A 24,168-nucleotide genomic window follows, 5' to 3' on the forward strand; every position below is an offset into this window, starting at 1 on the left:
AGTGTCACAAAATGGTGTCATTGGTTGGTAATCTTTCTCACTTACGCTCAATTCAATGTTAGAATTCCACCCATTCACCCGAAATATACTTTCTTAATTGTTAACGCAATCTTTGCGTAGTCCTAAAACCGCCGCAGGTATTTTTCGGGATAATAAATGCCGGGTAACGGAACTCTCTGGTTGAAGGATCGTTTTCAGCTGCTTTCTTCTCATAATTAGTGCGAAGCCAATAATTTTATGCTGCCAAATACCTCTTCTCGTCCTAAGAACCGCAATAGATTGTGGTTAGTCATCGCGGTAATTATCGCGGCTATTCTGGTTTGGTATTTTGCCTTCCATCACAGCAGTTCGAGCGCGCCAGAAAAGCATGCCGGGCAGGGCCGTGGCGGTATGCGCGGTGCGGCCATGGCGGGGATGCAAACGCCAGTGCAGGCGGGGAAAGCGGAACAGGCCGACGTGCCGGTTTATCTGCGCGCGCTGGGGACCGTGGTCGCCAATGCCACGGTGACCGTCACCAGCCGGGTGGACGGCCAGCTGATGAAGGTCTACTTCACCGAAGGACAGAAAGTGGAGCAGGGGCAGCTGTTGGCGCAGATTGACCCGCGCAGTTATCAGGCGACGCTGGAGCAGTATCAGGGCGACTTAGCCCAGAATCAGGCGCTGGCGAAAAGCGCCGAACTGACCCTGGCGCGCTATAAGAAACTCTACGCGCAAGACTCCTTAGCCCGACAAGATTTAGAGAGCCAGATGGCGACCGCAGGCCAGTACGCCGGTGCGGTGAAGGCCGATCAGGCGCAGATCGCCGCCGCCAAGTTGAACCTCGAATTTGCCAAAATCACCGCCCCGGTTAGCGGCCACGTCGGCCTGCGTCTGGTCGATCCGGGCAATATGGTCACCAGCGGCAGCACCACGGGCATCGTCACCATCACCCAAACTCAGCCGATTGCCGTCACCTTTAGCGTGCCGCAAAGCAATCTGCAAACCCTGCTCAAAGCCCTGCGTGGCGGGCAACAGTTGCCGACCACCGCCTTTGACCAAGACGGCAGCGAAGTGCTCGGGCAGGGCAAGTTACAGTTCATCAGCAATGAAATCGACACCAGCACTGGCAGCATCAAGCTAAAAGCCCTGTTCGACAATCAGGATGAAAAGCTCTATCCGAATCAGTTTGTAAACGCGCGTCTGCAAGTTGGCACGCTGGAAAAAGCCACGGTGATTCCGGCGGCGGCCTTGCAGCTCAGTGGCAACGGCGACTTCGTCTATGTGGTGAAAGCCGACAACTCCGTCGAGCGCCGCGAAGTGAAAGCAGGCCCGGCCTTTGGCGACGACAAAGTGGCGATTCTGTCCGGCATTCAGCTGGGTGAGCAGGTAGTGACGACCGGCATTGACCACCTGAATAATGGCAGCAAGGTGCAGGTGGTGACCGCCAGCGCCGAGGATGAAGCCACCGCCAGCAAGGCCGGAAGCTCGAAACAGCGCGCTGAACAAGGCGGCGTTGATAAGGCCACCACCGGCAAAGACAGCGGGTCGAAATGAATCCATCACGCCTCTTTATCCAAAGGCCGGTCGCTACCATCCTGCTGATGGTGGCGGTGATGCTGTCGGGCATTTTCGCCTACAACATGCTGTCTACCTCGGCCTTGCCGCAGGTGGATTACCCGACCATTCAGGTGACCACGCTCTACCCGGGCGCCAGTCCGGACGTCATGGCGTCGGGCATTACCGCGCCGCTCGAGCGACAGCTTGGGCAGATGGCCGGGCTGAGCCAGATGTATTCCACCAGCGCCAGCGGCTCGTCGATTATCACCCTGAAGTTCTCGCTAGACCTCTCTCTCGACGTCGCCGAGCAGGAAGTGCAGGCGGCGATCAACGCGGCGGACAACCTGCTGCCAAAGGACTTGCCGAACCCGCCAACCTACAAAAAGGTTAACCCGGCTGATAGTGCGGTGCTGACCATGGCAGTCACCTCTGAGTCGCTGCCGCTGACCAAAGTGCAGGATCTGGTGAACACCCGCGTCGCACTGAAGCTGTCGCAGATTTCCGGCGTCGGCATGGTGACGCTGGCCGGCGGCAATCAACCGGCAATTCGCGTGCAGGTCAATCCGCGCGCGCTGGCGGCCCACAATCTGACGCTGGAAGACATCAACACGCTGATTGGCAACAGTAATGTTAACGGCTCGAAGGGCGGTTTCGACGGCAAGCACCACTCCATCACCATTGACGCCAACGACCAGCTGCGCACCGCGGCGGAGTACGGCAACCTGATTGTCACCTACCAAAACGGTGCGGCGCTGCGCCTGCGCGACATCGCCACGCTCTCCGAAGCGCCGGAAAACCAGTATTTATCGGCCTGGGCCAACAAGCAGCCAGCGATTATCATCAGCGTTCAACGCCAGCCGGGGGCCAACGTGATTGCGGTGGTGGACGGCATCAAGCGCCAGTTACCGACTCTTCAGGCCGCGCTGCCAGACTCGGTCAAAGTCACCATTTTGTCCGACCGAACCCAGACCATTCGCGCCTCCATCAGCGACGTGCAGTTCGAGCTGATGCTCTCCATCGCGCTGGTGGTGATGGTCACTTTCCTGTTCCTGCGCAACGTGGCGGCGACGCTTATCCCGAGCGTCGCGGTGCCGCTGTCGCTGATTGGTACCTTTGGCGTGATGTACCTGTGCGGTTTCAGCCTCAACAACCTGTCGCTGATGGCGCTGACCGTCGCCACCGGATTTGTTATTGATGACGCCATCGTGGTGGTGGAAAACATTACGCGGCGGCTGGAGGAGGGCGAAACGCCGATGCAGGCGGCGCTCAAAGGCTCGGCGCAAATCGGCTTCACCATTATCTCTTTGACCTTCTCACTGATCGCGGTGCTGATCCCGCTGCTGTTTATGGGGGACGTGGTTGGGCGGCTGTTCCGCGAATTTGCTATCACGCTGGCGGTGTCGATATTGGTGTCGATGGTGGTCTCCTTGACCCTCACGCCAATGCTCTGCGCCTATTTGCTGCGCCACATTCCCGAAGAGAAACAGAGCCGGTTCTACCGCAAAGGCGGCCAAATTTTCGACCGACTGATTGCCGGTTATGACCGTCTGCTGATCGTGGTGCTGAATCATCAGCGCATCACTCTGCTGGTGGCGGCGGCGACTCTGGTATTCACCGCGCTGCTCTATGTGATGGTGCCGAAGGGCTTCTTCCCATCGCAAGATACCGGCATGATCCAAGGCATCACTCAGGCGTCGCAGGATGTCTCTTTCGGCGAAATGGGCCGGCGCCAGCAGATGCTGACGGCGGCTATTTTGCAAGATCCGGCGGTGGACAGCGTCTCTTCCACCATAGGTGTGGACGGCAATAACACCAGCCTGAACAGCGGCCGCCTGCAAATTAACCTAAAATCTTTTGACCAGCGTGACGAGCGCGCTCCGGCGATTATTGCCCGCCTGAAGCAAGAAACCGCCTCGGTGCCGGGTATTTCGCTCTACATGCAGGCGTCGCAGGATTTAACCGTGGACGATCAGGTCACGCCAAGCCAGTACCAGTTCACCCTCGACGATGCCGACAGTGAAAATCTGGTGACCTGGACGCCGAAGCTGACCGAAAAACTCAGCCAACTGCCGGAATTCAGCGACGTGGTCAGCAACCTGCAAAATCAGGGGCAGGTGGCCTATGTCGAGCTGGACCGCGACGCCGCGGCGCGTTTTGGCATTACCGCGTCGGATGTCGATACCGCGCTGTATAACGCCTTCGGCCAGCGTCTGGTGTCCACCATCTTTACCCAGTCGAACCAGTACCGCGTGGTGCTGGAAGTTGCGCCGCAGTATCAGCAGTCTCCGGCGTCGTTCGACGACATCTATCTGGCGACCAGCAACACTAACTCGTCCTCGTCGGCTTCCACCGATGCCAACAGCACGACCACCACCAGTGCCTCGGGCTCGACCACCTCGACGTCCGACACCGGCACTTCCACCAGCTCGGCGACGGGCATGGTCAAGCTGACCTCGATTGCCAAAATCCATATGCGCACCGGCGCGCTGTTGCAGGCGCGGTTGAACCAGTTCCCGACGGTGACCGTTTCCTTCAACGTCAAAGACGGTTATTCGCTGGAGCAGGCGCAGGCCGCCGTCCAGCAGAGCATGGCCGAGCTGAAGGTGCCGGACAGCATCACGTTGCGCTATCAGGGGGCCGCTGCCTCGTTTGAAAGCGCCACCGGCAACACCCTGTGGCTGATCCTCGCCGCGCTGCTGACTATGTACGTGGTGCTGGGTATTCTGTATGAAAGCTTTATTCACCCAGTGACCATTCTGTCGACGTTGCCGTCGGCGGCGGTGGGGGCGCTGCTTTCGCTGCTGTTTGCCGATACCGAGTTCAGCCTGATCGCACTAATTGGCGTTATTTTGCTGATTGGTATCGTGAAAAAGAACGCCATTATGATGATCGACTTTGCGCTGGAGGCCGAAACCAAGCACGGCATGTCGCCGCGCGAAGCCATTCATCAGGCCTGTTTGCTGCGATTCCGCCCAATCTTGATGACCACCATGGCGGCGCTGCTCGGCGCACTGCCGCTGATGCTCGCCAGTGGATCGGGTGCTGAACTGCGCCAGCCGCTGGGCTTGGTGATTGTCGGCGGGCTGATTTTCAGTCAGGTACTGACCCTGTTCTCCACGCCGGTGATTTACCTGATGTTTGACCGTCTGGCGACCCGCTGGAACCCGCGCCTGAAGCGCAAACGCGCCGCTAAGCTGAACCAACAGCAGGCTGGCGAATAGATGAATATCTCGCGCTTTTTCATCTTCCGGCCCGTCACCACGCTGCTGCTAACCAGCGCGGTGCTGCTGCTCGGACTGCTGGGCTATCGTCTTTTGCCGGTGGCTCCGCTGCCGCAGTTGGACCTGCCGGTGATTCTGGTGAGCGCCAGCCTGCCGGGAGCCAGTCCGGAAACCATGGCGGCTACGGTGGCGACGCCGCTGGAGCGCGCGCTGGGACAGATTGCGGGCGTCACTGAGATGACCTCCAGCAGCTCGCAGGGCACCACCAGCGTGGTGCTGCAGTTCGACCTCGACCGTGAAATCAACGGCGCGGCGCGCGACGTGCAGGCGGCGATTAACGCCTCGCGGGCGCTACTGCCGAGCAGCATGCCGTCGCTGCCGACCTACCGCAAAGCCAACCCGTCCGACGCGCCGATCATCATGCTCTCTCTGACTTCGGCCACGCGCAGCAAGGGCGAGCTGTACGACATTGCCTCCAGCCAGTTGCAGCAAAAAATCGCGCAGGTGAACGGCGTGGGGCAGGTTTCGATTGTCGGCTCGGCGCTGCCCGGCGTGCGTATTGACCTGCGCCCGGAGGCGATCAGCCATTACGGCATTTCCCTCGACACCATTCGCGCCGCCATCGCTAACAGCACCACTAACTTGCCGAAGGGCGTGCTGCAAGGCTCGAACCAGTCGTGGATGATTGAAAGTAACGGCCAGCAGAGCACGGCGGCGCAGTACAAAACCCTGATTGTGACTTATATCAAGGGCGCGGCCATTCGCCTGAGCGACGTCGCCAATGTCTATGATTCGGTTGAAGATAAATACAACGTAGGCTACTACAACAGCACGCCGTCGGTGATGCTGGGCGTGACGAGGCAGGCCGGGGCCAACATGCTGGAAACCATTCAGGCAATTAAAAATGCGTTGCCGCAAATGGAAGAGAACCTGCCGGGCGACGTCGAGCTGCACATCGCGCTGGACCGTTCCGGCACCATTTCTGGCTCGCTGCGCGCCACTGAGGTAACCCTGCTGGAAGCCACGGTGCTGGTGATCGCCGTGGTGTTCGTCTTCCTGCGCAACCTGCAGGCGGTGATCATCCCGGCGCTGGCGCTGCCCGTCTCCTTGATTGGCACCTGCTCGGTGATGTACCTGCTGGGCTACAGTCTGGATAACCTGTCGCTGATGGCGCTGATCATCGCCACCGGCTTTGTGGTGGATGACGCCATTGTGGTGCTGGAGAACATTACCCGGCATATCGAAGAGGGGCTGGGGCCAGTGCGCGCGGCAATCAAAGGCGCGCAGGAAGTGAGCTTTACCGTGCTGTCGATGACCCTTTCGCTGGTGGCGGTGTTTATCCCGCTGCTGCTGATGGGCGGCATCCTCGGGCGGCTGTTCCGCGAGTTCGCCGTCACGCTCACCGTGTCGCTGGTGATTTCGATGCTGGTTTCTCTGAGCCTGACCCCGATGCTGTGCGCCCGTTTTCTGCGGCGTAAACCGGCGGTGGAAAAGCGCCAGCCGCGCATTTATCGCCTGATCGAGCGCTGGCTTAATCGCCTGCTGGCGGGCTATGCGGCGGCACTCGGCTGGGTGATGCGCCACCAGTTGATCACTATGTTCGGCCTGCTGCTGACTATTATGCTTAACTTCTACCTGTACACCGTGGTGGAGAAGGGCTTCTTCCCCGAGCAGGATACCGGCATGCTGATGGGCATGATGCGCGCGGATCAAAACACCTCATTCCAGACCATTCAGCCGAAACTGCTGGAGTACAGCAAGATCATTCAAGACGATCCGGCGGTGGACGCGGTGATGAGTTCGGCGGGCAGCGGCGGCTTTGGTTCGCGCAACACCGCGCTGTTCTTCGTTCGCCTGAAAGACATTAAAGACCGTACCGCCACCGCCAGCCAAGTGGCCAACCGGCTGATGGCGAAAACCAGCAAACTGGCCGGGGCGCAGCTGTTTATGCAAGCCGCGCAGGATCTGCGAGTCGGCGCGCGCAGTGCTAACGCGCAATACCAGTACAGCCTGCAAGCCGATGACCTTTCGCTGCTGCGCGAGTGGGGGCCGAAGGTCAAAGCCGCGCTGGAGAAGCTGCCGCAGCTGACCGGCGTGGATTCTGACTCGCAAACCGGCGGGCAGGAAGTGATGTTGAACATTGACCGCGACAAGGCCACGCGGCTGGGGGTTAACATCAAGATGATCGACACGCTGCTCAATAACGCCTTCAGCCAGCGGCAGATCGCCACCATCTACAAGACGCTGAACCAGTACCACGTGGTGATGAATCTGACCGACGACTACACCAGCAATCCTGACGTGCTAAACCAGCTTTACGTGGTCACGGACAGTGGCGAGCAGGTGCCGCTGTCGGCCTTCACCACCTTTAGCGGAGCCAACGCGCCGCTGTCGGTGGCGCATCAGGGGCAGTCGGCAACCACCACGCTGGCCTTTAACTTGTCCGACGGCGTGGCGCTGGGGGATGCCCAACAGCTGATTAAAACCACCATGGCGAAAATCGGCCTGCCGGACACGGTTCAGGCCGGATTTGCCGGCACGGCGCAGGCTTTTGACTCGTCGGTGAGCATGATGCCGTGGCTGATTCTGGCGGCGCTGGCGGCGGTGTATATCGTGCTCGGCATGCTCTATGAGAGTTACATTCACCCGCTGACCATTCTGTCCACGCTGCCCTCCGCCGGGCTGGGGGCGCTGCTGCTGATGCTGCTGACCAATACCCAGCTGACGGTGATCGCGCTGATCGGCATCTTGCTGCTGATTGGGATTGTGAAGAAGAATGCGATCATGATGATCGACTTCGCGCTCGACGCCGAGCGCCGCCTCGGGCTGACGCCGCAGCAGGCGATCACCCAGGCCTGCCTGATGCGTTTTCGCCCGATCTTGATGACCACGCTGGCGGCCTTCTTTGGTGCCTTGCCTCTGGCGCTGGGCAGCGGCGGCGACGCCGACCTGCGTAGTCCGCTAGGCTTGGCGATCGCCGGTGGTCTGGCCCTGAGCCAGATTTTGACCCTGTTCACCACGCCGGTGGTCTATCTCTATATGGACCGTTCGAGCCGGGCGACGCGCCGTTTATGGCATCGCCTGCGCCCGCACCATGAGCCATCGCCACCGGCAGGTTCACATGACTAATTCATTGAAAAGCGAAACGACTTTGATGACATTGCGTAATTCCGGCTCCGCCGTTTTCCGTCTCGCCCCGCTGGCGTTGGCATTGCTGCTGGTGGGTTGTACCGTCGGGCCTGACTATCAGCGGCCTTCGGCCCCTCTCTCTTTGGAGTTTAAAGAGGCTAAGGGCTGGACGGCGGCCATCCCGAAGGATACCCAAACCAAGGGCGACTGGTGGGCGGTGTATCAGGACCCTGAGCTGTCGTCTTTGCTGAGTCAGGTACAGATTTCCAACCAAAACGTAGCCCAGTACGCCGCGCAATATCGCCAGGCGCAGGCGCTGGTTTCCGAGGCGCGCGCCGGGCTGTTCCCGACGATTAGCGCCACCGGCGACAGCACGCGCAGCGGCACGGCGCAGGCGGTGACCAAGCAGCAGTCGGCCAAGCTTAGCGCCAGCTGGGAGCTCGACCTGTGGGGCAAACTGCGTCGCACCGTGGAGCAGGACCGGGCCAGCGCGCAGGCCAGCAAGGCCGAGCTGGCGAACGCCACGCTGAGCGCCCAGTCTGAGCTGGCGCAGGACTACTTCCAACTGCGGGTGATGGATGAACAAATCGCGCTGTATCAGCGCAGCATTGCCGCCTACGAGCGCTACCTGACGGTGATCCAGAACCAGTATGAAGGCGGTAATACCTCGCGCGCCACGCTGGCTCAGGCGCAAACTCAGCTGGAAAGCACCCGCGCCTCGGCGCTGGAAGCCCAGTGGCAGCGCGCTCAGCTGGAGCACGCCATCGCGGTGCTGATCGGCAAGCCGCCGGCGCAGTTCACCCTGACCGCGCGGGAGATCAAATTCACCCTGCCGGCGATCCCGCCGGGCCTGCCGTCACAGCTGTTGCAGCGCCGCCCTGATATCGCCATTGCCGAGCGCAACATGGCCTCGGCCAACGCGGCGGTGGGCGTGGCGACCGCGGCCTATTACCCGGATCTGACTCTCAGCGCCAGCGGCGGTTTTGCCAGTGACGCCTTCCACAACCTGTTCTCCCTGCCGAACCGCGTCTGGTCGTTGGGGCCGGAACTGAGCCAGACGGTGCTCGACTTCGGCGCGACTAGCAGCCGCGTAGCGCAGGCCGAGGCGGCCTATGACGCGCAGGTGGCCGCCTATCGCCAGAGCGTGTTAGGGGCGTTGCAGGAAGTGGAAGATTATCTGGTCGAGCTGCGCACGCTGGATGCCCAGACGCTGGCCCAGCAGCGCGCCGCCGACGCTGCCAAGGAGTCGGCGCGGGTGACTTACAACCAATATCAGGCGGGGATGATCGACTATCTCGACGTCGCCACCACTGAGAACACCAGCCTCAGCCAGCAGCAAAACGTCCTGTCCCTGCTCAGCACCCAGATGGTCACCAGCGTTAAGCTGATTGCCGCGCTGGGCGGCGGCTGGAATGGCGATGTAGGTCAGTAAAGTTTTAGATTTAGCTAAAGAAAAGGCCAGCGCTGAGCTGGCCTTTTTGCTTTGGTTTTGGGCCTATTTTGAGGCGTCGCGTGCCGCTTTCACCTGTTCGGCGGTGACAGCTTCGGCCTGATTTCCCCAGTTGCCGCGCAGCGTGTTGGTCAGCTCCGCCACCTGCTGATCGTTCAGCGCCCAGCCGTATCCCGGCATGGTTTTTGACATATGCTCTGCGGTAACTGGCGTCTGCCCGCCACTCAGGATAACCCGCAGCAGGGTTTGTGGATTTGGCGAGGTGACCGTCACATTGCCCGCCAGCGCCGGAATGTTGAAGTCCTGACCTTCGCCCTGAGTGCCGTGACAGGTCGAGCAGTAGCGCGCGTAGGTCTGCTGGCCGCTGGCGGTGACAGTTGCCGGTTTCGCCGGGGACCCGGCTGGCTCCGCTTTCAGACTCAGCAGATAAACCGCCATGCTGTTGAGGTCGGCGTCGGTCATGAACTGCGTGCTGTTGGTGATCACTTCGCCCATCGGCCCGCTGACCGCCGCGTGGGTGTTGCGGCCCGTTTTCAGCAGGGTAACCAGCTCTTGCTGGCTGCCTTTTATGCCGCGCAGGGAAGGGGCGTACCAGCCGTCCAGCTCGCCGCCGCTGAGGAATTTAGCGTCGCTTTCATCCTCGGCTTTCTCCTGCTGCGCCCAGCCCCGTGGCGTATGGCAGGCACCGCAGTGCCCCGCACCTTGCACCAAGTACGCGCCGCGATTCCACTCCTCGCTTTGATCGGCCCGTGGCTTAAATTCGCCGGAGGAGAGGAACAGCGAGTTCCACACCCGCAGCGGCCAGCGCATTGACAGTGGCCAGCTGATGGGGTTTTCGCGATTGGCTTCTGGCTGGGGTTTCACCTCATCCATCAGATAGGCGTAGAGCGCCCGCATGTCCCTGTCGCTCATTTTGGCGTAAGACGTATAAGGCATGGCCGGGTAGAGTGGGTGGCCGTCTTTGGCGATGCCTTGGCGCATGGCTTTGTCGAAATCGTCAAAGCTGTAATTACCGATTCCGGCGGTTTTGTCTGGCGTGATATTGGTGGAGTAAATGTCGCCAATCGGCGTGGCAAAGCGCAGCCCGCCCGCCATGTCGCGGCCCTGCGGCGCAGTGTGGCAGGCGGCGCAGTCGGCAGCTTTGGCGACATATTCCCCTTCGGACATCGCCAGCGCCGAGGAGCTGGCCACCATCAGCACGGTAAACATCATCAACTTTTTCATGCGTTCACCTTCTTCATGGCGGTCAGTTCGTTGACGGCGCGCCACGCCTGATCGATGGCCGAGTTGGCGTACGGGCTCCAGTCTGCATCAGAGTTGGCAATGGTAATGCGGCCGACCGGCTGGCGGGCGCGCTGAATGATTTTCTGCGCTTCGGCTTCATCATCAAACATGCCGCTGAGGAAGTAGGAGTAGCCGTGGGACCAGCGATTGACGGTGATCGCCATGATGTCGCGCTGATGGTCAAAACCGGCATCGCCAAACATGCCTTGCAGCTGCTCGCGGATCATCTTCTCGTGGGCGTCAAACGAGGTGCCCAGCAATAAAGCCCGTCCCTTGCGCGACTGCTCGCGCGGGCTGAGGCCGCTGCCCGGCAGGGTCGGCACGTAAACCATATGCAGACCAATCGGCTGGTTCGGGTCGCGCGGATGCTGATAGCCGCCCATATTGACCGGGTAGTCGAGCTTGACGCGGCTGTAGGGCGCGGCGGGGGAGTAAATCTCATGCACGCCAAGCTTGATGAATGGCTGCCAGTTGCGGATCACCACTTTGGAATAGACCAGCGGCGCTTTGACGTTCTCCTTCAGCGCGGCCTTTTGCTCTTCCGCCATTTCCGGCACCAGATAGGGGATCATCATGTTGTAACCGGCCATCACCGCCTGCCCGGCGCGCACGCGATGCAGCTTGCTGCCGGTCATGTAGGTCACTTCCACCGCAGGCTTGCCCTGATGCTCAATGTTTTCAACGTGCATGCCGGTGCTGTTCAGGCGCAGGCGCACCGGCGCGCCGTCGCGGTCGAGCTGGCTGTAATCGAATTTCGCCAGCACCACGTCGTCCATGGTGCTGCCCGGCGCCACTTCCTGGATCAGATGGCGCACCATCAGCCGCGCCAGACCGGCGTTGCCGTCCGGGAAGTGGAAGATGTAAGGCTCGTCGAGGTCGGCGAGGGATTCGGCATCCAGCGGCGGTAGGCCCATGCCTTCCAGACCCGGCAGGGCGCAGATCCGCGCGTCGCTGCACGAGGTGGCGTCAATGCCCACGGCCTGGAAATCGTTGGTCCGCTGCTGGAAGTAGCGAATGGCGATTTCGCTCAAGCCCACTTTTTCGCGCAGGAACTGGGTGTAGCTGTGGCTATCGACCCACTCGATTTTCTGCTCTTTGCTCATGCCTGCCAGATAATCTTTTGACTCCGTATGTAGCGCAATCAGCGCCTTACGGTCGGCGTCCGACAGCGGGAAATCGCTGATAAAGTCGCTGATGTCGCGGCCGTTGAGGCGCTCTGGCGGGATGTCATCGGCCACGGCGCGGCCCGGATCGCCACTGACGATTTTATCCACGCCGAAGTTTTTGCGGTCGAAATAGACGCCGCGGCTGAGGTGCAGGTCCGGATAGAAGGTCTGGTCGAAGTCTTTCGCCATGCGCTCGATATCGACATCCAGCGTCTTCAGCAGGCCCATCGCCACCGGGCTGAAATTGGTGCGCGGTGACTGAAAAGACTCACTGCCGCCGTAGCCGAGAATAGTTTTATCTTCGACGTGAAATTCATTGCGCTTGGCGTGACCGCCAAAGTCGTCGTGGTTATCCAGCAGCAGGATACGTTGCTGCTTGCCATGCTGCTCCTGCCAGAAGCACGCCGCCGCCAGCCCGCTGATGCCCGCGCCGACAATCACCAGATCAAATTCACCCTCAATCGGCAGGCTGGAAGGATCGACTTTTTTGCCTTCACGCCCAAGCAGGTGCGCCGCCTCATAAGAGCCCTGATGGTTGCCGCGCAGCCCAGTGAGCGAAGGCGGATAATAGAGCGTTTGCGTCGCGGTTTGCGGCGAGGCCTGCAGCGCCTGCCACGGCGTCATGCCGGCAGTGACGGTAATAGCCACACCGTTGAGAAAATCGCGGCGAGAGATAGCCATAGTGCTTCCTTAAAGAGTCTTGATTAACCCGCGCTTGGAGTGACGCGGTAAAAGTAGGGCTTTTATGGGGTAGTAATATTTTTAACAATTTTAACATAAGGAGATGTTTTGTAGGAAGTTGGTGGTACAGCCGCCCTTTATTAAACAAGTAAATGCTTGTTTAATTGCGTGAGGATAGGGTATGGTGGCCGGGTGAATTTCCAGCAACAGGATGCTAAATATGACTACTTTGACGACTCCCCATGCAGTGATTGATTATCAGGACAGCGGTGTTGGCGAGACGGCGCTGCTGCTCATGCCGGGATGGTGCCAGCCAAAAACCGTTTTTGCCGAGTTCTCCACGTTGGCTGCTCCTCACTTTCGCATCATCAGTATCGACTGGCGCGGACACGGCCTGTCCACCACGGATGGCGAAGATTTTGCTGGCGAAGCCTTGGTTGAAGACGCGCTGGCGCTGGTGGATCATCTGGAATTGAAACGCGTGGTGCCGGTGTCCGTGGCGCACGCCAGCTGGGCGGCGGTAGATCTGGTGGAGCGTTTGCAGGATCGCGCTCCTGCTGTAGTTTTTCTCGACTGGATCATGAACCACCCCGCGCCGGGCTTTTTTGCGTCAATCAGCCAAATGCAGCAAGAGCACAGTTGGCTGCAGGCGCGCGACGCGCTGTTTGAGTTTTGGCTAGCGGGGGATACTTCGTCAAAGATGACGCAGCATATGTATCGCGATATGGCCGAATCCAGCTTTCAACTCTGGCGCCTTGCCGGGCAGGTGATCGCCGATGCCTACCACCAATACGGCTCCCCGCTACAGCGCCTCGCCGGGCTGAAAAAACCGCCAAAATCCCTGCACATCTACTCCCTTGACCGAGACGACGAGTATCTCGCACTCCAGCAGCGTTTCGCGGCAGAGCATGATTTCTTTAAGGTGAAACGCCTGCAAAATGCCAAAACGCATTTGGCGGTGCTGGAAAATCCGGAGGAGGTGTTGCAAGGGATTCGCGGAGTTTTAGCTTTAGTCTAGTGGCATACGATATACCCCAAACTGTGATCCCATTCATACTCTCGGTCATTATGTCTATACAACTATACATTATGGTCTTTACTCAATAGGTGGTTCTTTTTTCGCCAACTTATTGAGGGGAAACGGATGATCAAACTAGGCAGCAAAATCCACGATCTGGGTAAAGCGCTGATGACGCCGATCTCAGTGATCGCGGCAGCCGGTATTTTTCTGGGTCTGGCGGCGGCATTGCAGAACCCGGCGGTAACGGGCGAAGCGTTCGCTGAGATAAAATCCTTACAACTGGTGATCGGCTTTATTCGTCAGGTTTCCGGCGCGCTGTTCGCCAACCTGCCGCTTTTCTTTGCCGTTGCGACGGCAATGGGGCTGGCCAATGCAGAGAAAGCCACGGCGGCTTTCTCTGCAGTGATCGGCTTTGTGGGGCTGCACGTTGGGGTTAATTATAGCTTACTGGCGCAGAATATTACGCCAGACACCATCAGCGTGGCGCACCTTACCGCGCAGGGCATGTCGCAAAGTGAGGCGATGATTTACGCCGCCGAGTTCACCCAAACGCTGGGTATTTTCACCTATAACATGAGCGTGCTGGGCGGGGTCTTAGTCGGTTTGATCACCATGTGGCTACACAATCGCTTCTACACCATCACCTTACCGACGGCCATCGCCTTCTTCGGCGGTCGGCGCTTTGTACCGATTATTACCGTGCTGGTGCTGCCAATTGTCGGCGTGCTGATGTCGCTGGTTTGGCCAACGGTGGCCGAAGGCATTCAGTGGGTGGGAGAGTTAATCGGGCGCACCGGCGAGATAGGCACCTTTATTTACGCCACCTCTGAGCGTTTACTGATCCCCACCGGTTTGCATCACATCATCAACGAAACCGTGCGTTTCACGCCAATCGGCGGGGTGACGGCGGTGGACAATCAGAGCATCGTCGGCGCGCTGAATATCTTCAACGCCTCGCTGGCTAACCCCGGCGCTATTACCGATACCGTCACCCAGCAGGCCACGCGCTTCCTGGCGCAGGGTAAAATCCCGGTGATGATGTTTGGCCTGCCCGCAGCGGCGCTGGCGATGTATCACTGCGCGCGGCCCGAGCACAAAGGGCGGGTGAAAGCCTTGATGCTGGCCGGGGCGCTGGCCTCCTTCACCACCGGGATCACCGAGCCGCTGGAGTTCTGCTTTATCTTTGTTTCGCCGGTGCTCTACGTGCTGCACGCCGTGCTGACCGGGATCTCTTTTGTGCTGATGCAGATGTTCCACGTGATGATCGGCAACGTGCAGGGGGGGGCGATCGACTTCCTGATCTTCGGCGTGCTGGGCGGGGCGAAAACCCACTGGTGGTATCCGCTGATCCTCGGGATCATCTACGCGCCGATCTACTACTTCAGCTTCCGCTGGGTGATCTTACGCATGCAGATCAAAACGCCGGGGCGCGAAGATGAGAATGATGCCGAAGAGCGCGCCAAGCCCGCCGAAGGCAACCAGAAGACCAAAGACATCATTCTGGGGCTGGGCGGCGAAGGCAATATCTCTCAGGTGGATTGCTGCTTTACCCGCCTGCGCGTGAAGGTGAAGGACATGTCGCAGGTGCAAGATGACAAGCTGCTGAGAACCGGGGCGATGGGCGTGAAGCGCGTGACTGACAATGACGTGCACGTGATTTACGGCCCGCAGGTCGAGCAGGTGGCGAATCTGGTGAAAGCCGAGCTTTCCGGTATTAGCTAATGCGTGTTGAAGAAGAGTAAAAAGTAAGAAGGCTGGCCCTGGGGTCAGCCTTTATTTTTGCTCTTTGCCTTTGACTCTGGCCCGAATGCTGAAGCTGTAGTGCTTCTGGTTGTAATACACGTCTGAGACTTCAAACAGCGTACCGTCGGTGAATTCCGAGATGGCGTGGGCGTGTAGCACCGGCTCATCGCGCGACAGGTGCAGGGCCAGACGGATTTCATTGGCGGGAAGTTCTGCCGATATCTGCTTATTGCTGCCTGCGGGTTCATACCCTCTAGAGCGCAGATAGGCGTATTTCGAGGTTTGCAGATGCTGCGGCGTGAGGTCGGGGAACAGGTCGGCCAGCAGCCAGCACTGCTCGTAAACAAAAGGCTCTTCCCCCAGCAGCCGCAGGCGCACCATATAGTGCAGGGCGGTGCCGACCGGCACTTGCAGCGCGTTGGCGATGTCGGGCGTGGCCGAGACGCGCTCGAAAGCCAGCACGCGGTTTTCAATCGGCGCGTTGATTTCAACCGCCAGCTCGCTGGAGGTCAGGTGACGGTCGAGAGGCAGGTTCACTTTGCGGGTCAGGGCCTTTTTCACCACAAAGGTGCCGCGCCCGCGAAAACGTTCGACCCGACCTTGGCGTACCAGATAGTCCACCGCCTTGCGCGCGGTCATGCGCGAGACGCCATAAATGTCACACAGCGCGGCTTCGGTGGGGATCGGATCGCCAGGTTTGATCTCTCCGACGCTGATCCGTTCAGTAAGCTGCTGTTCTATTTGTAGATAAAGCGGTACGAACGAGGTTTTGTCGATTTTCATCAGCCCTCCGGTTGTCAAAATTAATTGTATAGCGGGGTATACAATTGAACAAATTTGAGGCGGAGAATTGTGCGCTAGGATGGGTTTTGGCTTGCCTCTCCCCGCGCTGGGGCGAGAAGAGGCAAGGAAGGCAAGTGTTAAAGCTTACTCAGGTAATAGCGCGGACGCCGAGAAGTGGCTGCCGCCCTCTTCGCTGCGTTTGAAGCGCCAGCAGTGCTGGTGGTACTTGGCGACGGTATTGCGGTGCGCCACGCTTATCACCGAAGTGCCAGGCAATTCGCTGACTAACAGGCTGTACATGCGCTGCTCGGTTTCGTCATCCAGCGCGCTGGTGGCTTCGTCGAGGAACAGAATGGCAGGCTTAATCAGCAGTGCACGAGCAAACGACAGGCGCTGTTGCTCACCCGGCGACAGGCGCTGGCTCCAGTTGGCATAGTCATCCAGCACGCTTTGCAGATGCGGCAGGCAGCACTGTTCCAACACGGTATTCAGCTGGTCGTCAGTGTATTCACGATCTGACTGCGGGTAGCTTAGCGCTTCGCGCAAAGTGCCAATCGGAATATAACTGCGCTGGGGCAGGAATAAATAATTTTTGCCCGCGGCAAGGTGAATACTGCCCGCGCCGTAAGGCCAGATACCGGCGATAGCGCGCAGCAGGGTGGATTTACCGCAGCCAGACGGGCCGGCGATCAGCACACGCTCACCGGCCTGCAGGCTGGCGGAGACATTGCTGAACAGCGCGGTGCCGTTCGGCAGCTTGAGGGTTAAATCGTCGAGTTGCAGATCCAGTTTGTCGGATTCGCGCACGTCAATGCCGCGCGGCTGGGCGTTCACCTGTTCAATGGCGGCGTTAAAACCGGCCAGACGGTTAACACAGGCTTTCCAGCTGGCTAAATCGGTGAAGGCGCCGATAAACCACGACAGCGCGCCCTGCACCTGACCAAAGGCCGAGGAGATTTGCATCAAGGAACCCATCTGGATGGCGCCGGAGAAGTAACGCGGCGAAGCCACCAGAATCGGGAAGATGTTAGCGAACTGGGCATAGAAAGTGGACGCCACGTTAAGGCGACGGGTCACTTTCATAATCGACCACCAGTTGGTTTTGATGGATTCAAACTTGCTGCTCAGCTGGTCGCGTTCACTCTTCTCACCGTGATAAAGCGCGATGGCGTCGCTGTTCTCACGGATACGGATCAGGCCAAAACGGAAGTTTGCTTCGAACCATTCTTGGTTGAATCCTAAACGAACCAATGGCTTACCCACCCACCAGACAATCACCGAGCCGACCACCGCGTAGAGCAGGGCGAACCACACCATGTAGCCCGGAATGGTGAATTCATGGGAGGAAAACATAAAGGTCAGCGGGCCGCTGATCGACCACAGAATAAAGACAAAGGAGAACAGCGTGACCACGCTGGATAGCAGGCCGAGCACCAGAGAAAGGGTGCCGCTGGTCAGCGCGTTGAGGTCCTCAGCAATACGCTGGTCGGGGTTATCGACCTGATGCTGATACTCCGTGTAATAATAGGCGTGATTGCCCAGCCACTTGTCCATATACTCTTCGGTCATCCAGCGACGCCAGCTCATTTGCAGGCCCTGGGTCAGATAGACTTTGTAGATGGCAATGACGATAAAGATCAGTGCAAGCCAGGTGAATTTCAACAGCTGGGCTTTGAATACGGGGTAATTACGATTTTGCAGCGCATCGTAAAAGACTCTGTTCCATTCATTTAGCTGGACGCTCAGATAGACGCCGGCCAATGAGAGGATAATGATGGCGGATAACATGCCCCAGGCACGCCACTTCTCTTCGGAAAGCCAATAAGGCTTAATCAACTGCCAGACAGCACGCCAAGGTGCCGATTTCCCAGGTTTGTTAGTCATAAATAGCCATGTTTCAATATATTCATGTTGTGAATGCGTAATCATCCCAGAATGGGTCAGCCAGCGCGAGAGGGCAATGGCACACATGTAAGGATGTTTTTCCTGCAAAAAGTTCCATTTGGTTATAAGAAAAAGGTGTTCGATGAAATTGGGGTTGAATTTGCTGCTGGTGGCGGGCTGTTCTGTCAGTCTTCAGGTATTGGCGAAAATCGATGAGCCTGATATTGAAAAGGATTGTCTGAAGGCGGGGATTTACGCGGCGGCGGGGAAAGTCTCTTATCAGCAAGGCGATTATGACAAAGCGCGCGAGCTATTCCGCGATCAGGTGGCCTGGAGCGAGTTTTGCCACAAGCCACAGGACACTATCGCCACGGCCTACAACAACATCGCGCTGACCTATATCCGTCAGGGTCAATATCGCAAAGCTAAAGCCTGGCTGATGCTGGCGCCGGATGATAAAAAATCACAATTTAATCTTAGCCAAATCCAACCCCAGCTCGATGCCTTGCCTGCCGCACCCAGCGTGGCCGGGCAGTATTGGCAATATGCCGGTTACGGCAGTTGGAACGAAGTGGATGTCAAAGCGGAAGAAGCCCAGTTTAAAATCGATTTCAGTGGCATGTACATGGGGCTGATGTCGCTCTATTACGGGCCGAATACCGGCGAATTCTCGGTGGTAACGGCCGTGAAAGACGGCAAAGCGGTTTACAATCAGGCAGATGACCAGAACGCGGGCGGCGGAGAGTGTAAAGTGAGCATGGAATTCGCGCCAGAAACTGTCAAATTGCATACCGACGGTGATTGTGGCTTTGGCATGAACGTGCAGGCTGCGGGGACATTTGTTCGCGTACAGCCTTAATCAGTCGATACTCACTCTGCTTTGCAGATTATGTTGGAATCTGGCAGGCCATAAATAACCCTGCATCCCCTTGATATTCAGTGATGTTAAACCTCTGAGCTGCTCGGAGGTTTCCACCCCTTCGACAATGACGCCCTGACAGCTGCGGCCTAGCTGCTGAATCACCGACTTCAGCTCCTCGCTGCCCTGATGCTGCCAAAAGAAATGTTTATCCACTTTAATGCACTCAAACTGGTTGAGCATGACGGGCGATAAGCGTTGATGATCGGCGCTGAAGTCGTCGAGCCAAAGTGGGCAGCAGGCGGCTAACTTGCTGAGCAGAGGCTGGGGGCTTGGGTGGAAGAGTTCTGAGAAGTGCTCGTTGATCTCTAAACGAATAAAACCCATAGATTTGAGTCTATTGGTTAATGCCACGGAGCGAACGATGCCCTCGGCAATCTCAGTATCCACATTTAAAGAGACGCTAAACCGGTGCTCTAAGAAGAACTCCGCTTGATGGCTCAGCGTATTCAATTGGGTGTAAAAAATATCGAACTTGTGTTCAGGATGCAGCTGAGAAAATAGATGTTCAATGCTTCGGCATGGCCCATTGAGCGAATTTTGTCGCGTGAGCATTTCAAAACCCAGCACATTGCCTGCCGGGCTGACGATGGGCTCGAAAACAAAATAGAATTCTGACGCCGAAGCTGGGTCCATTCTTCTTTCTCTATATTTATCGCGGCTGGTATTTGCAACATCGCCAGACTATCGCTCTAGAGCGCAGTCATATCCGCAACGCTGTGGTTAAAGAGAAAGAATAGTTCCTGATTATTCGTTATGCCTATTTTTTTAAATAGATTGCATTTATGTGCACTGACCGTTTTGATGCTTCTTTTTAATATCATTGAGATATCGCGGATAGAAACGCCTGATACCAGCATAGAAAGAATCTTTATTTCCATTTTGGTGATCACCAGAAAGTGCTGATCGCATAAATCTGAAATATCTTTCAGCAGGATAAACTTGGTAATGAGGCTGGTCGTCTCTTGTAAGTTGTTGTTTTTAGAAAAAGAACGAATTCCTCTTTTCAGCAGCGTGGACATGATGGTAGCGTCCAGCGACTCAGAGTAAAAAATCATCCGGTTATCATCCATTCTCTCGTGATGCGCTAATAAAAACTCATAGCATCGAGAGAAGCTTTTATGTGAAGGGTCAAGGATAAAATAGTCAGAAGAGTCGAAAATAATATTATTTTTATTTTGTGGGAAATTTAAAACATCAACGTGGAAAGGCAACTTTAGAATAAGTGTCTCAAGCGCCAGTTGAGTGAATTGACATTCACTCCATATAATAACTCTTGGCATGATAGCCTTCCATGTAACACAAATAATCCAGTCAAAAAGGCGATTCACACAGAGAAAAAAAACCACCCAAAAGCATAAAGCATAAGCCCAGAAAAGAGTTTTCTGCGCAAAAAGTTGGTGAGTTTTTTATGAATAATTAACAATCAATATAAATTATATAAAGTTCGAAACAAATCGTTTAACCCGATGTTTGGGATTACTTTTAATAGGTTTTGACGATTGAAATGCTTTCACTGATCGTTTGAAGTGATTGGTTATTAAGATAATACTGAACATAATTAATTAAATAGTTAGAATAAACAATAAGATAATTAGAGTTTGGTTATTTGAGGGTTGGAAGTAAGAGTTTTCTGAAGATACTGCTGGAAGAACCGACAACGCCGCCAAAAAGCCGATTTTCTCTATTTAGAGAGCACTATTTGCCTTACTGGCGGAAATTTATGGAGAAATAGTCCCGTAAAAACTATTTGTTCGAAAATTGAAGATTTATCGATTGGCGTCCACGGTGTAAGGAAATTCTTAAGAAGGAGATTGGGACAGGATTATTGAGTATTTTTCGAGGTGTATTCTTATCAGTCTGCTAATTATTGCTCATTAACCGGGTTTTGTTATGACGTTAAAAAATGGGTCCACTTTTAAGGACCCATCAAATCGTTTTATGCAAAAATTGACTTATTTTACTGCGGCCACTTCATTTCGCCTTTCAGCACTTTGGCGCTCATTTCTAATGACTCATCGCCTTTCAGTGCCGGGTAATGTCCTTTCATGGCTTTCACCAGCCCCTCCGCATTCTTAGCTTTTGGCAGTTCTTTCTCCAGCGTCTGTAAATACTGCTTGGTGAACTCGACCGACTTCAGCGTCTGTGCCGCACCGGGCAGGGAGTGGCCCGGCACCACCGTAGTTGGCTGCAACGCCGTGATCTGGTCCAGCGTGGCAATCCAGGCTTGGCGTGATTCAGGCGTTTGTGTATCTGCGACCCACAGATGCTGGGTATTACCATCCACAATAACGCCGCCGGCTACGGCTTTCAGCGCCGGTATCCATACAAAGGTGCGGGCGGGAGTTTGCCCTTTAATTTCAAACTTTTTGCCTTCCAGCTCGAAAGAATTGCCTTTCAGCGGCTCAGGGACAATCACCGTTTTTGGCGCGTTGTCTTTCAACTGCGGGCCCCAAAACGCCACTTTGCCGTCTTTGGTGGCGTTAATTTCATCAATTGTCGCCTGAGTGGCGACGATTTTGGCCTTAGGGAAGGCGGCGTGCAGGGTATCCAGGCCGAAGTAGAAATCAGGATCTGCCTGGCTGATGTAAATAGTGGTGAGGTTCTTGCCACTGGCTTTGATCATCTCCACCAGCTTCTGCGCATCGTTGCGCTGGAACTGGGCATCAATCAGCACGGCGTCTTTCTCGCCAGAGAAAATTTCTGACGAAACGGCAAAAATGCTGTTTTGACCCGGATTGTAAACGTCCATTTTCATGTCGGCAGCGCGAGCCGTCAGGCTAGTGCCCAGAAGCAGCGCGGCGGTAAGAGCCAATTTTTTCAGGCGCATAATGTGTCCTCGGAGGTTGGGCGTTGTCGCCAAATAATGTGGGTTAATGCCGCTACTTTACGTTGCATAAATCGAGAGAAAAACCGGATAATGCGCAACTGTTTATTGCGTAAATCGGATGAATAATATGGACAGGATCACCGCAGCCGAAGTCTTTGTCGCCATTGTTGAACGGGGAAGCATGGTCAGCGCCGCCGAATCGCTGGATATGTCCCGTGCGATGGTCACGCGCTATTTATCTGAAATGGAGAAGTGGTCCGGCGCGCGCCTGCTGCACCGCACCACGCGCAAACTCAGCCTGACCGATGCCGGGGAGAACACGCTGGCGCGCTGCCGGAAGATGCTGTCAGTGGCGGCGGAAATGACCAGCGCGGGGGAGAGCCAGGATGACGCGCTGCGCGGCCTGCTGCGCCTGAGCTGCTCTCAGTCCTTCGGGCAGGGGGCGGTGGCGATCGCCGTGACCGAGTTTTTGCGACTACACCCGCAGGTGAGTATTGATCTGCAACTGGAGAGTAAGGCTATCAATCTGGTGGAAGATCGAATCGATCTGGCGCTGCGCATTACCAATGATCTCGATCCTAACCTGATAGCCCGGCCGCTGGCCGAGTGTGCCTCGGTGATCTGCGCCTCTCCTGCCTATCTGGCGGCCCACGGCGTCCCGCAAAAGCCGGAGGATTTGGCGCTGCATAACTGCCTGACCTACAGCTATTTCGGCAAAAGCCTGTGGCAGTTGGAGCGCCAAGGCGAAAAGCTGGCGATACCGGTGAGTGGCAATCTTAGCGCCAACGAGTCGCAGGTATTGCTGAGCGGGGCAGTAGAGGGGGCGGGGATTGTGATGCAGCCCTATTACTCCGCCGCGCCGCTAATTTCCAGCGGGCAGTTGGTGGCGCTGCTGCCGCAATGGCAGCCGCAAACCTTGGGGATTTACGCCATCTATGCGTCGCGCCGCCAAATGCCAGCCGCATTGCGCGCCTTGCTGGATTTTCTGGTGGCATGGTTTGCCGGAAATCCTCGCTGGGTCATGGCCGGGACCTAAACTCCATTTTTCGAAATATTTGCACACATCTTCTAATCGATGATTTATCAGTGAGTTATCACTTATTCCCTAACATTTTGTGCCGTTGATTGGGCCGCTAACTGGTCAAAAGTGTGATCTGCGTGGTATTTCTGTTGGCAAGATACAACATTGCGCTAACAAATGAATTAACGCAGCAATGTACTTTGCAACGGGTTTTAGCGGCCCGTTACACCATCCTGATATCTTGATCTCTTGCTTACTTTTCGCGGACTGACTGCACGAGTCAGCCCGCTTTAGTGGTGTTCGTTGGGTAAATAATTAATCAATGGGGAGTTTCCTATGCCTGTTTCGTTACTGGCACTGGCGCTGAGCGCATTTGCGATCGGCACAACTGAGTTTGTCATCATGGGGCTGTTGCCCAATGTGGCCAATGATTTACAGGTGAGTATTCCGCTGGCGGGTTGGCTTATCAGTGGCTACGCGCTGGGCGTGGCCATCGGCGCGCCTATCATGGCCGTGCTGACCGCCAAACTGCCGCGTAAAAAAACGCTGTTGCTGCTGATGACTATCTTCATCTTCGGCAACCTGATGTGTGCGCTCTCTTACAGCTACGGCTTCCTCATGCTGGCGCGGGTTATCACGGCGCTGTGTCACGGTGCCTTCTTCGGCATTGGTGCCGTGGTGGCGGCCAATCTGGTGGCGCCGAACCGCCGCGCGTCTGCCGTGGCCCTGATGTTTACCGGCCTGACGCTAGCGAACGTGCTGGGCGTACCTTTAGGTACCGCGCTGGGCCAGGCGCTCGGCTGGCGTTCTACCTTCTGGGCGGTGGCGATTATCGGCGTGGCGTCGCTGTTTGCACTCTATAAAAAACTGCCGGACACCAAAGACGAAGAGCCGACGGACCTGCGCAAAGAGATGGGCGCGCTGCGTGGTTTGGGCCTGTGGCTGTCGCTGTCGATCACCGTGTTCTTCTCCGCCGCGATGTTTGCCCTGTTCACCTATATTGCGCCGATGCTGACAGAGATCACCGGCGTGTCTGAGCACGGCGTAAGCTGGACTCTGCTGCTGATCGGCCTTGGGCTGACTATCGGTAACGTGCTTGGCGGACGTCTGGCTGACTGGCGTTTAGGCGCTACGCTTACCCTTATCTTCTTACTGATTGCCATCTTCTCGGCACTGTTTAGCTGGACCAGCGTGAACCTACTGGCGGCGGAAGTGACGCTGTTCTTCTGGGCTATGGTCAGCTTTGCCGCCGTGCCTGCGCTGCAAATTAACGTGGTGACTTATGGCAAGAATGCGCCGAATCTGGTGTCGACTCTCAACATCGCCGCCTTTAACGTCGGTAATGCCTTGGGGGCCTGGGTAGGCGGCGCGGTTATCGCTCGTGGCCTGGGTCTGACGGCGGTTCCGCTGGCGGCCGGGGCGTTGGGGCTGGTTGGCTTTGTGCTCTGTATTATCACTTTCCGCCGCGCGGCGAAGAAAGCTGAAAAAGCGCTGGCTTAA

Annotated in this window: 16 protein-coding genes; 9 read left to right on the plus strand and 7 right to left on the minus strand. The window is 56.8% G+C overall.

From position 1 onward, the window contains the following. Positions 1 to 237 precede the first annotated feature (237 nt). From SBO83_RS10300 to SBO83_RS10315, 4 genes are read left to right on the plus strand one after another with little or no spacing between them, the layout of a single operon-like run. Entirely contained in the window at positions 238 to 1,533 is a 1,296-nt protein-coding gene (locus tag SBO83_RS10300) for an MdtA/MuxA family multidrug efflux RND transporter periplasmic adaptor subunit (protein WP_396131437.1), read from the plus strand. Continuing rightward, entirely contained in the window at positions 1,530 to 4,757 is a 3,228-nt protein-coding gene (locus tag SBO83_RS10305) for an efflux RND transporter permease subunit (protein ID WP_396131438.1), read from the plus strand. Before SBO83_RS10300 ends, SBO83_RS10305 begins: the two co-directional genes overlap by 4 nt. Further along, positions 4,758 to 7,886: an efflux RND transporter permease subunit gene (locus SBO83_RS10310; RefSeq protein ID WP_396131439.1), complete on the plus strand. Its 3,129-nt coding sequence runs from the start codon at positions 4,758 to 4,760 to the stop codon at positions 7,884 to 7,886. It begins immediately after the preceding gene. 25 nt (positions 7,887 to 7,911) lie between these two features. Next, positions 7,912 to 9,318 carry an efflux transporter outer membrane subunit gene (locus tag SBO83_RS10315; RefSeq protein WP_396131503.1) on the plus strand — a complete coding sequence of 469 codons (1,407 nt, stop codon included), beginning with the start codon at positions 7,912 to 7,914 and terminating at the stop codon, positions 9,316 to 9,318. Positions 9,319 to 9,381: 63 nt separating this feature from the next. Here the strand turns inward: SBO83_RS10315 and SBO83_RS10320 are convergent, their stop codons facing one another. Both SBO83_RS10320 and SBO83_RS10325 read right to left on the minus strand, forming a co-directional pair. Beyond that, complete coding sequence (locus SBO83_RS10320) at positions 9,382 to 10,560, minus strand: c-type cytochrome (RefSeq protein ID WP_396131440.1); 1,179 nt, start codon at positions 10,558 to 10,560, stop codon at positions 9,382 to 9,384. Next, positions 10,557 to 12,467 (minus strand): NAD(P)-binding protein, encoded by a 1,911-nt coding sequence (locus SBO83_RS10325; protein ID WP_396131441.1) that lies wholly within the window; start codon positions 12,465 to 12,467, stop codon positions 10,557 to 10,559. Before SBO83_RS10325 ends, SBO83_RS10320 begins: the two co-directional genes overlap by 4 nt. A gap of 220 nt (positions 12,468 to 12,687) precedes the next feature. Between SBO83_RS10325 and SBO83_RS10330 the strand changes: the two genes are divergently transcribed. Beyond that, on the plus strand, positions 12,688 to 13,485 hold the full coding sequence (locus SBO83_RS10330; RefSeq protein WP_396131442.1) for an alpha/beta fold hydrolase: 798 nt from the start codon (positions 12,688 to 12,690) through the stop codon (positions 13,483 to 13,485). A 126-nt stretch (positions 13,486 to 13,611) separates the two neighbouring features. Beyond that, positions 13,612 to 15,210 carry a PTS transporter subunit EIIC gene (locus tag SBO83_RS10335; protein WP_396131443.1) on the plus strand — a complete coding sequence of 533 codons (1,599 nt, stop codon included), beginning with the start codon at positions 13,612 to 13,614 and terminating at the stop codon, positions 15,208 to 15,210. A 51-nt stretch (positions 15,211 to 15,261) separates the two neighbouring features. Here SBO83_RS10335 and SBO83_RS10340 read toward each other — a convergent pair whose 3' ends face one another. Both SBO83_RS10340 and SBO83_RS10345 read right to left on the minus strand, forming a co-directional pair. Then, positions 15,262 to 16,014, minus strand: a complete 753-nt coding sequence (locus SBO83_RS10340; protein WP_396131444.1) for a UTRA domain-containing protein — start codon at positions 16,012 to 16,014, stop codon at positions 15,262 to 15,264. 144 nt (positions 16,015 to 16,158) lie between these two features. Continuing rightward, positions 16,159 to 17,898 carry an SbmA/BacA-like family transporter gene (locus SBO83_RS10345; RefSeq protein WP_396131445.1) on the minus strand — a complete coding sequence of 580 codons (1,740 nt, stop codon included), beginning with the start codon at positions 17,896 to 17,898 and terminating at the stop codon, positions 16,159 to 16,161. Positions 17,899 to 18,040: 142 nt separating this feature from the next. Here SBO83_RS10345 and SBO83_RS10350 point away from each other — a divergent pair, with 142 nt between their 5' ends. Then, the gene (locus SBO83_RS10350; protein WP_396131446.1) at positions 18,041 to 18,757 is read left to right on the plus strand and encodes a tetratricopeptide repeat protein; all 717 of its coding nucleotides are present in this window, start codon (positions 18,041 to 18,043) and stop codon (positions 18,755 to 18,757) included. Here the strand turns inward: SBO83_RS10350 and SBO83_RS10355 are convergent, their stop codons facing one another. The 3 genes from SBO83_RS10355 to SBO83_RS10365 all read right to left on the minus strand — a co-directional run bounded on the left by SBO83_RS10355 (position 18,758) and on the right by SBO83_RS10365 (position 21,647). Then, positions 18,758 to 19,453, minus strand: coding sequence for an EAL domain-containing protein (locus tag SBO83_RS10355; protein WP_396131447.1), 696 nt, complete (start codon positions 19,451 to 19,453; stop codon positions 18,758 to 18,760). It lies immediately after the preceding gene. A gap of 56 nt (positions 19,454 to 19,509) precedes the next feature. After that, positions 19,510 to 20,100: a helix-turn-helix domain-containing protein gene (locus SBO83_RS10360; protein WP_353503284.1), complete on the minus strand. Its 591-nt coding sequence runs from the start codon at positions 20,098 to 20,100 to the stop codon at positions 19,510 to 19,512. A gap of 677 nt (positions 20,101 to 20,777) precedes the next feature. Continuing rightward, a complete protein-coding gene (locus SBO83_RS10365; protein ID WP_396131448.1) occupies positions 20,778 to 21,647 on the minus strand; it encodes an MBL fold metallo-hydrolase in 870 nt (289 codons plus the stop codon). A gap of 127 nt (positions 21,648 to 21,774) precedes the next feature. Between SBO83_RS10365 and SBO83_RS10370 the strand changes: the two genes are divergently transcribed. Both SBO83_RS10370 and SBO83_RS10375 read left to right on the plus strand, forming a co-directional pair. Next, positions 21,775 to 22,683 (plus strand): LysR substrate-binding domain-containing protein, encoded by a 909-nt coding sequence (locus SBO83_RS10370; protein WP_396131449.1) that lies wholly within the window; start codon positions 21,775 to 21,777, stop codon positions 22,681 to 22,683. 321 nt (positions 22,684 to 23,004) lie between these two features. Then, on the plus strand, positions 23,005 to 24,168 hold the full coding sequence (locus tag SBO83_RS10375) for an MFS transporter (protein WP_396131450.1): 1,164 nt from the start codon (positions 23,005 to 23,007) through the stop codon (positions 24,166 to 24,168).

This window comes from Ewingella allii (genome assembly GCF_044430645.1).
GTDB classification, from domain to species: Bacteria; Pseudomonadota; Gammaproteobacteria; order Enterobacterales; family Enterobacteriaceae; genus Ewingella; species Ewingella allii.

What these genes read in the sequence shown, in the direction of transcription:
- SBO83_RS10300 (WP_396131437.1), top strand. Translation starts at nt 238, where the DNA reads ATGCTGCCAAATACCTCTTCTCGTCCTAAGAACCGCAATAGATTGTGG.
- SBO83_RS10305 (WP_396131438.1), top strand. Translation starts at nt 1,530, where the DNA reads ATGAATCCATCACGCCTCTTTATCCAAAGGCCGGTCGCTACCATCCTG.
- SBO83_RS10310 (WP_396131439.1), top strand. Translation starts at nt 4,758, where the DNA reads ATGAATATCTCGCGCTTTTTCATCTTCCGGCCCGTCACCACGCTGCTG.
- SBO83_RS10315 (WP_396131503.1), top strand. Translation starts at nt 7,912, where the DNA reads ATGACATTGCGTAATTCCGGCTCCGCCGTTTTCCGTCTCGCCCCGCTG.
- SBO83_RS10320 (WP_396131440.1), bottom strand. Translation starts at nt 10,560, where the DNA reads ATGAAAAAGTTGATGATGTTTACCGTGCTGATGGTGGCCAGCTCCTCG.
- SBO83_RS10325 (WP_396131441.1), bottom strand. Translation starts at nt 12,467, where the DNA reads ATGGCTATCTCTCGCCGCGATTTTCTCAACGGTGTGGCTATTACCGTC.
- SBO83_RS10330 (WP_396131442.1), top strand. Translation starts at nt 12,688, where the DNA reads ATGACTACTTTGACGACTCCCCATGCAGTGATTGATTATCAGGACAGC.
- SBO83_RS10335 (WP_396131443.1), top strand. Translation starts at nt 13,612, where the DNA reads ATGATCAAACTAGGCAGCAAAATCCACGATCTGGGTAAAGCGCTGATG.
- SBO83_RS10340 (WP_396131444.1), bottom strand. Translation starts at nt 16,014, where the DNA reads ATGAAAATCGACAAAACCTCGTTCGTACCGCTTTATCTACAAATAGAA.
- SBO83_RS10345 (WP_396131445.1), bottom strand. Translation starts at nt 17,898, where the DNA reads ATGACTAACAAACCTGGGAAATCGGCACCTTGGCGTGCTGTCTGGCAG.
- SBO83_RS10350 (WP_396131446.1), top strand. Translation starts at nt 18,041, where the DNA reads ATGAAATTGGGGTTGAATTTGCTGCTGGTGGCGGGCTGTTCTGTCAGT.
- SBO83_RS10355 (WP_396131447.1), bottom strand. Translation starts at nt 19,453, where the DNA reads ATGGACCCAGCTTCGGCGTCAGAATTCTATTTTGTTTTCGAGCCCATC.
- SBO83_RS10360 (WP_353503284.1), bottom strand. Translation starts at nt 20,100, where the DNA reads ATGCCAAGAGTTATTATATGGAGTGAATGTCAATTCACTCAACTGGCG.
- SBO83_RS10365 (WP_396131448.1), bottom strand. Translation starts at nt 21,647, where the DNA reads ATGCGCCTGAAAAAATTGGCTCTTACCGCCGCGCTGCTTCTGGGCACT.
- SBO83_RS10370 (WP_396131449.1), top strand. Translation starts at nt 21,775, where the DNA reads ATGGACAGGATCACCGCAGCCGAAGTCTTTGTCGCCATTGTTGAACGG.
- SBO83_RS10375 (WP_396131450.1), top strand. Translation starts at nt 23,005, where the DNA reads ATGCCTGTTTCGTTACTGGCACTGGCGCTGAGCGCATTTGCGATCGGC.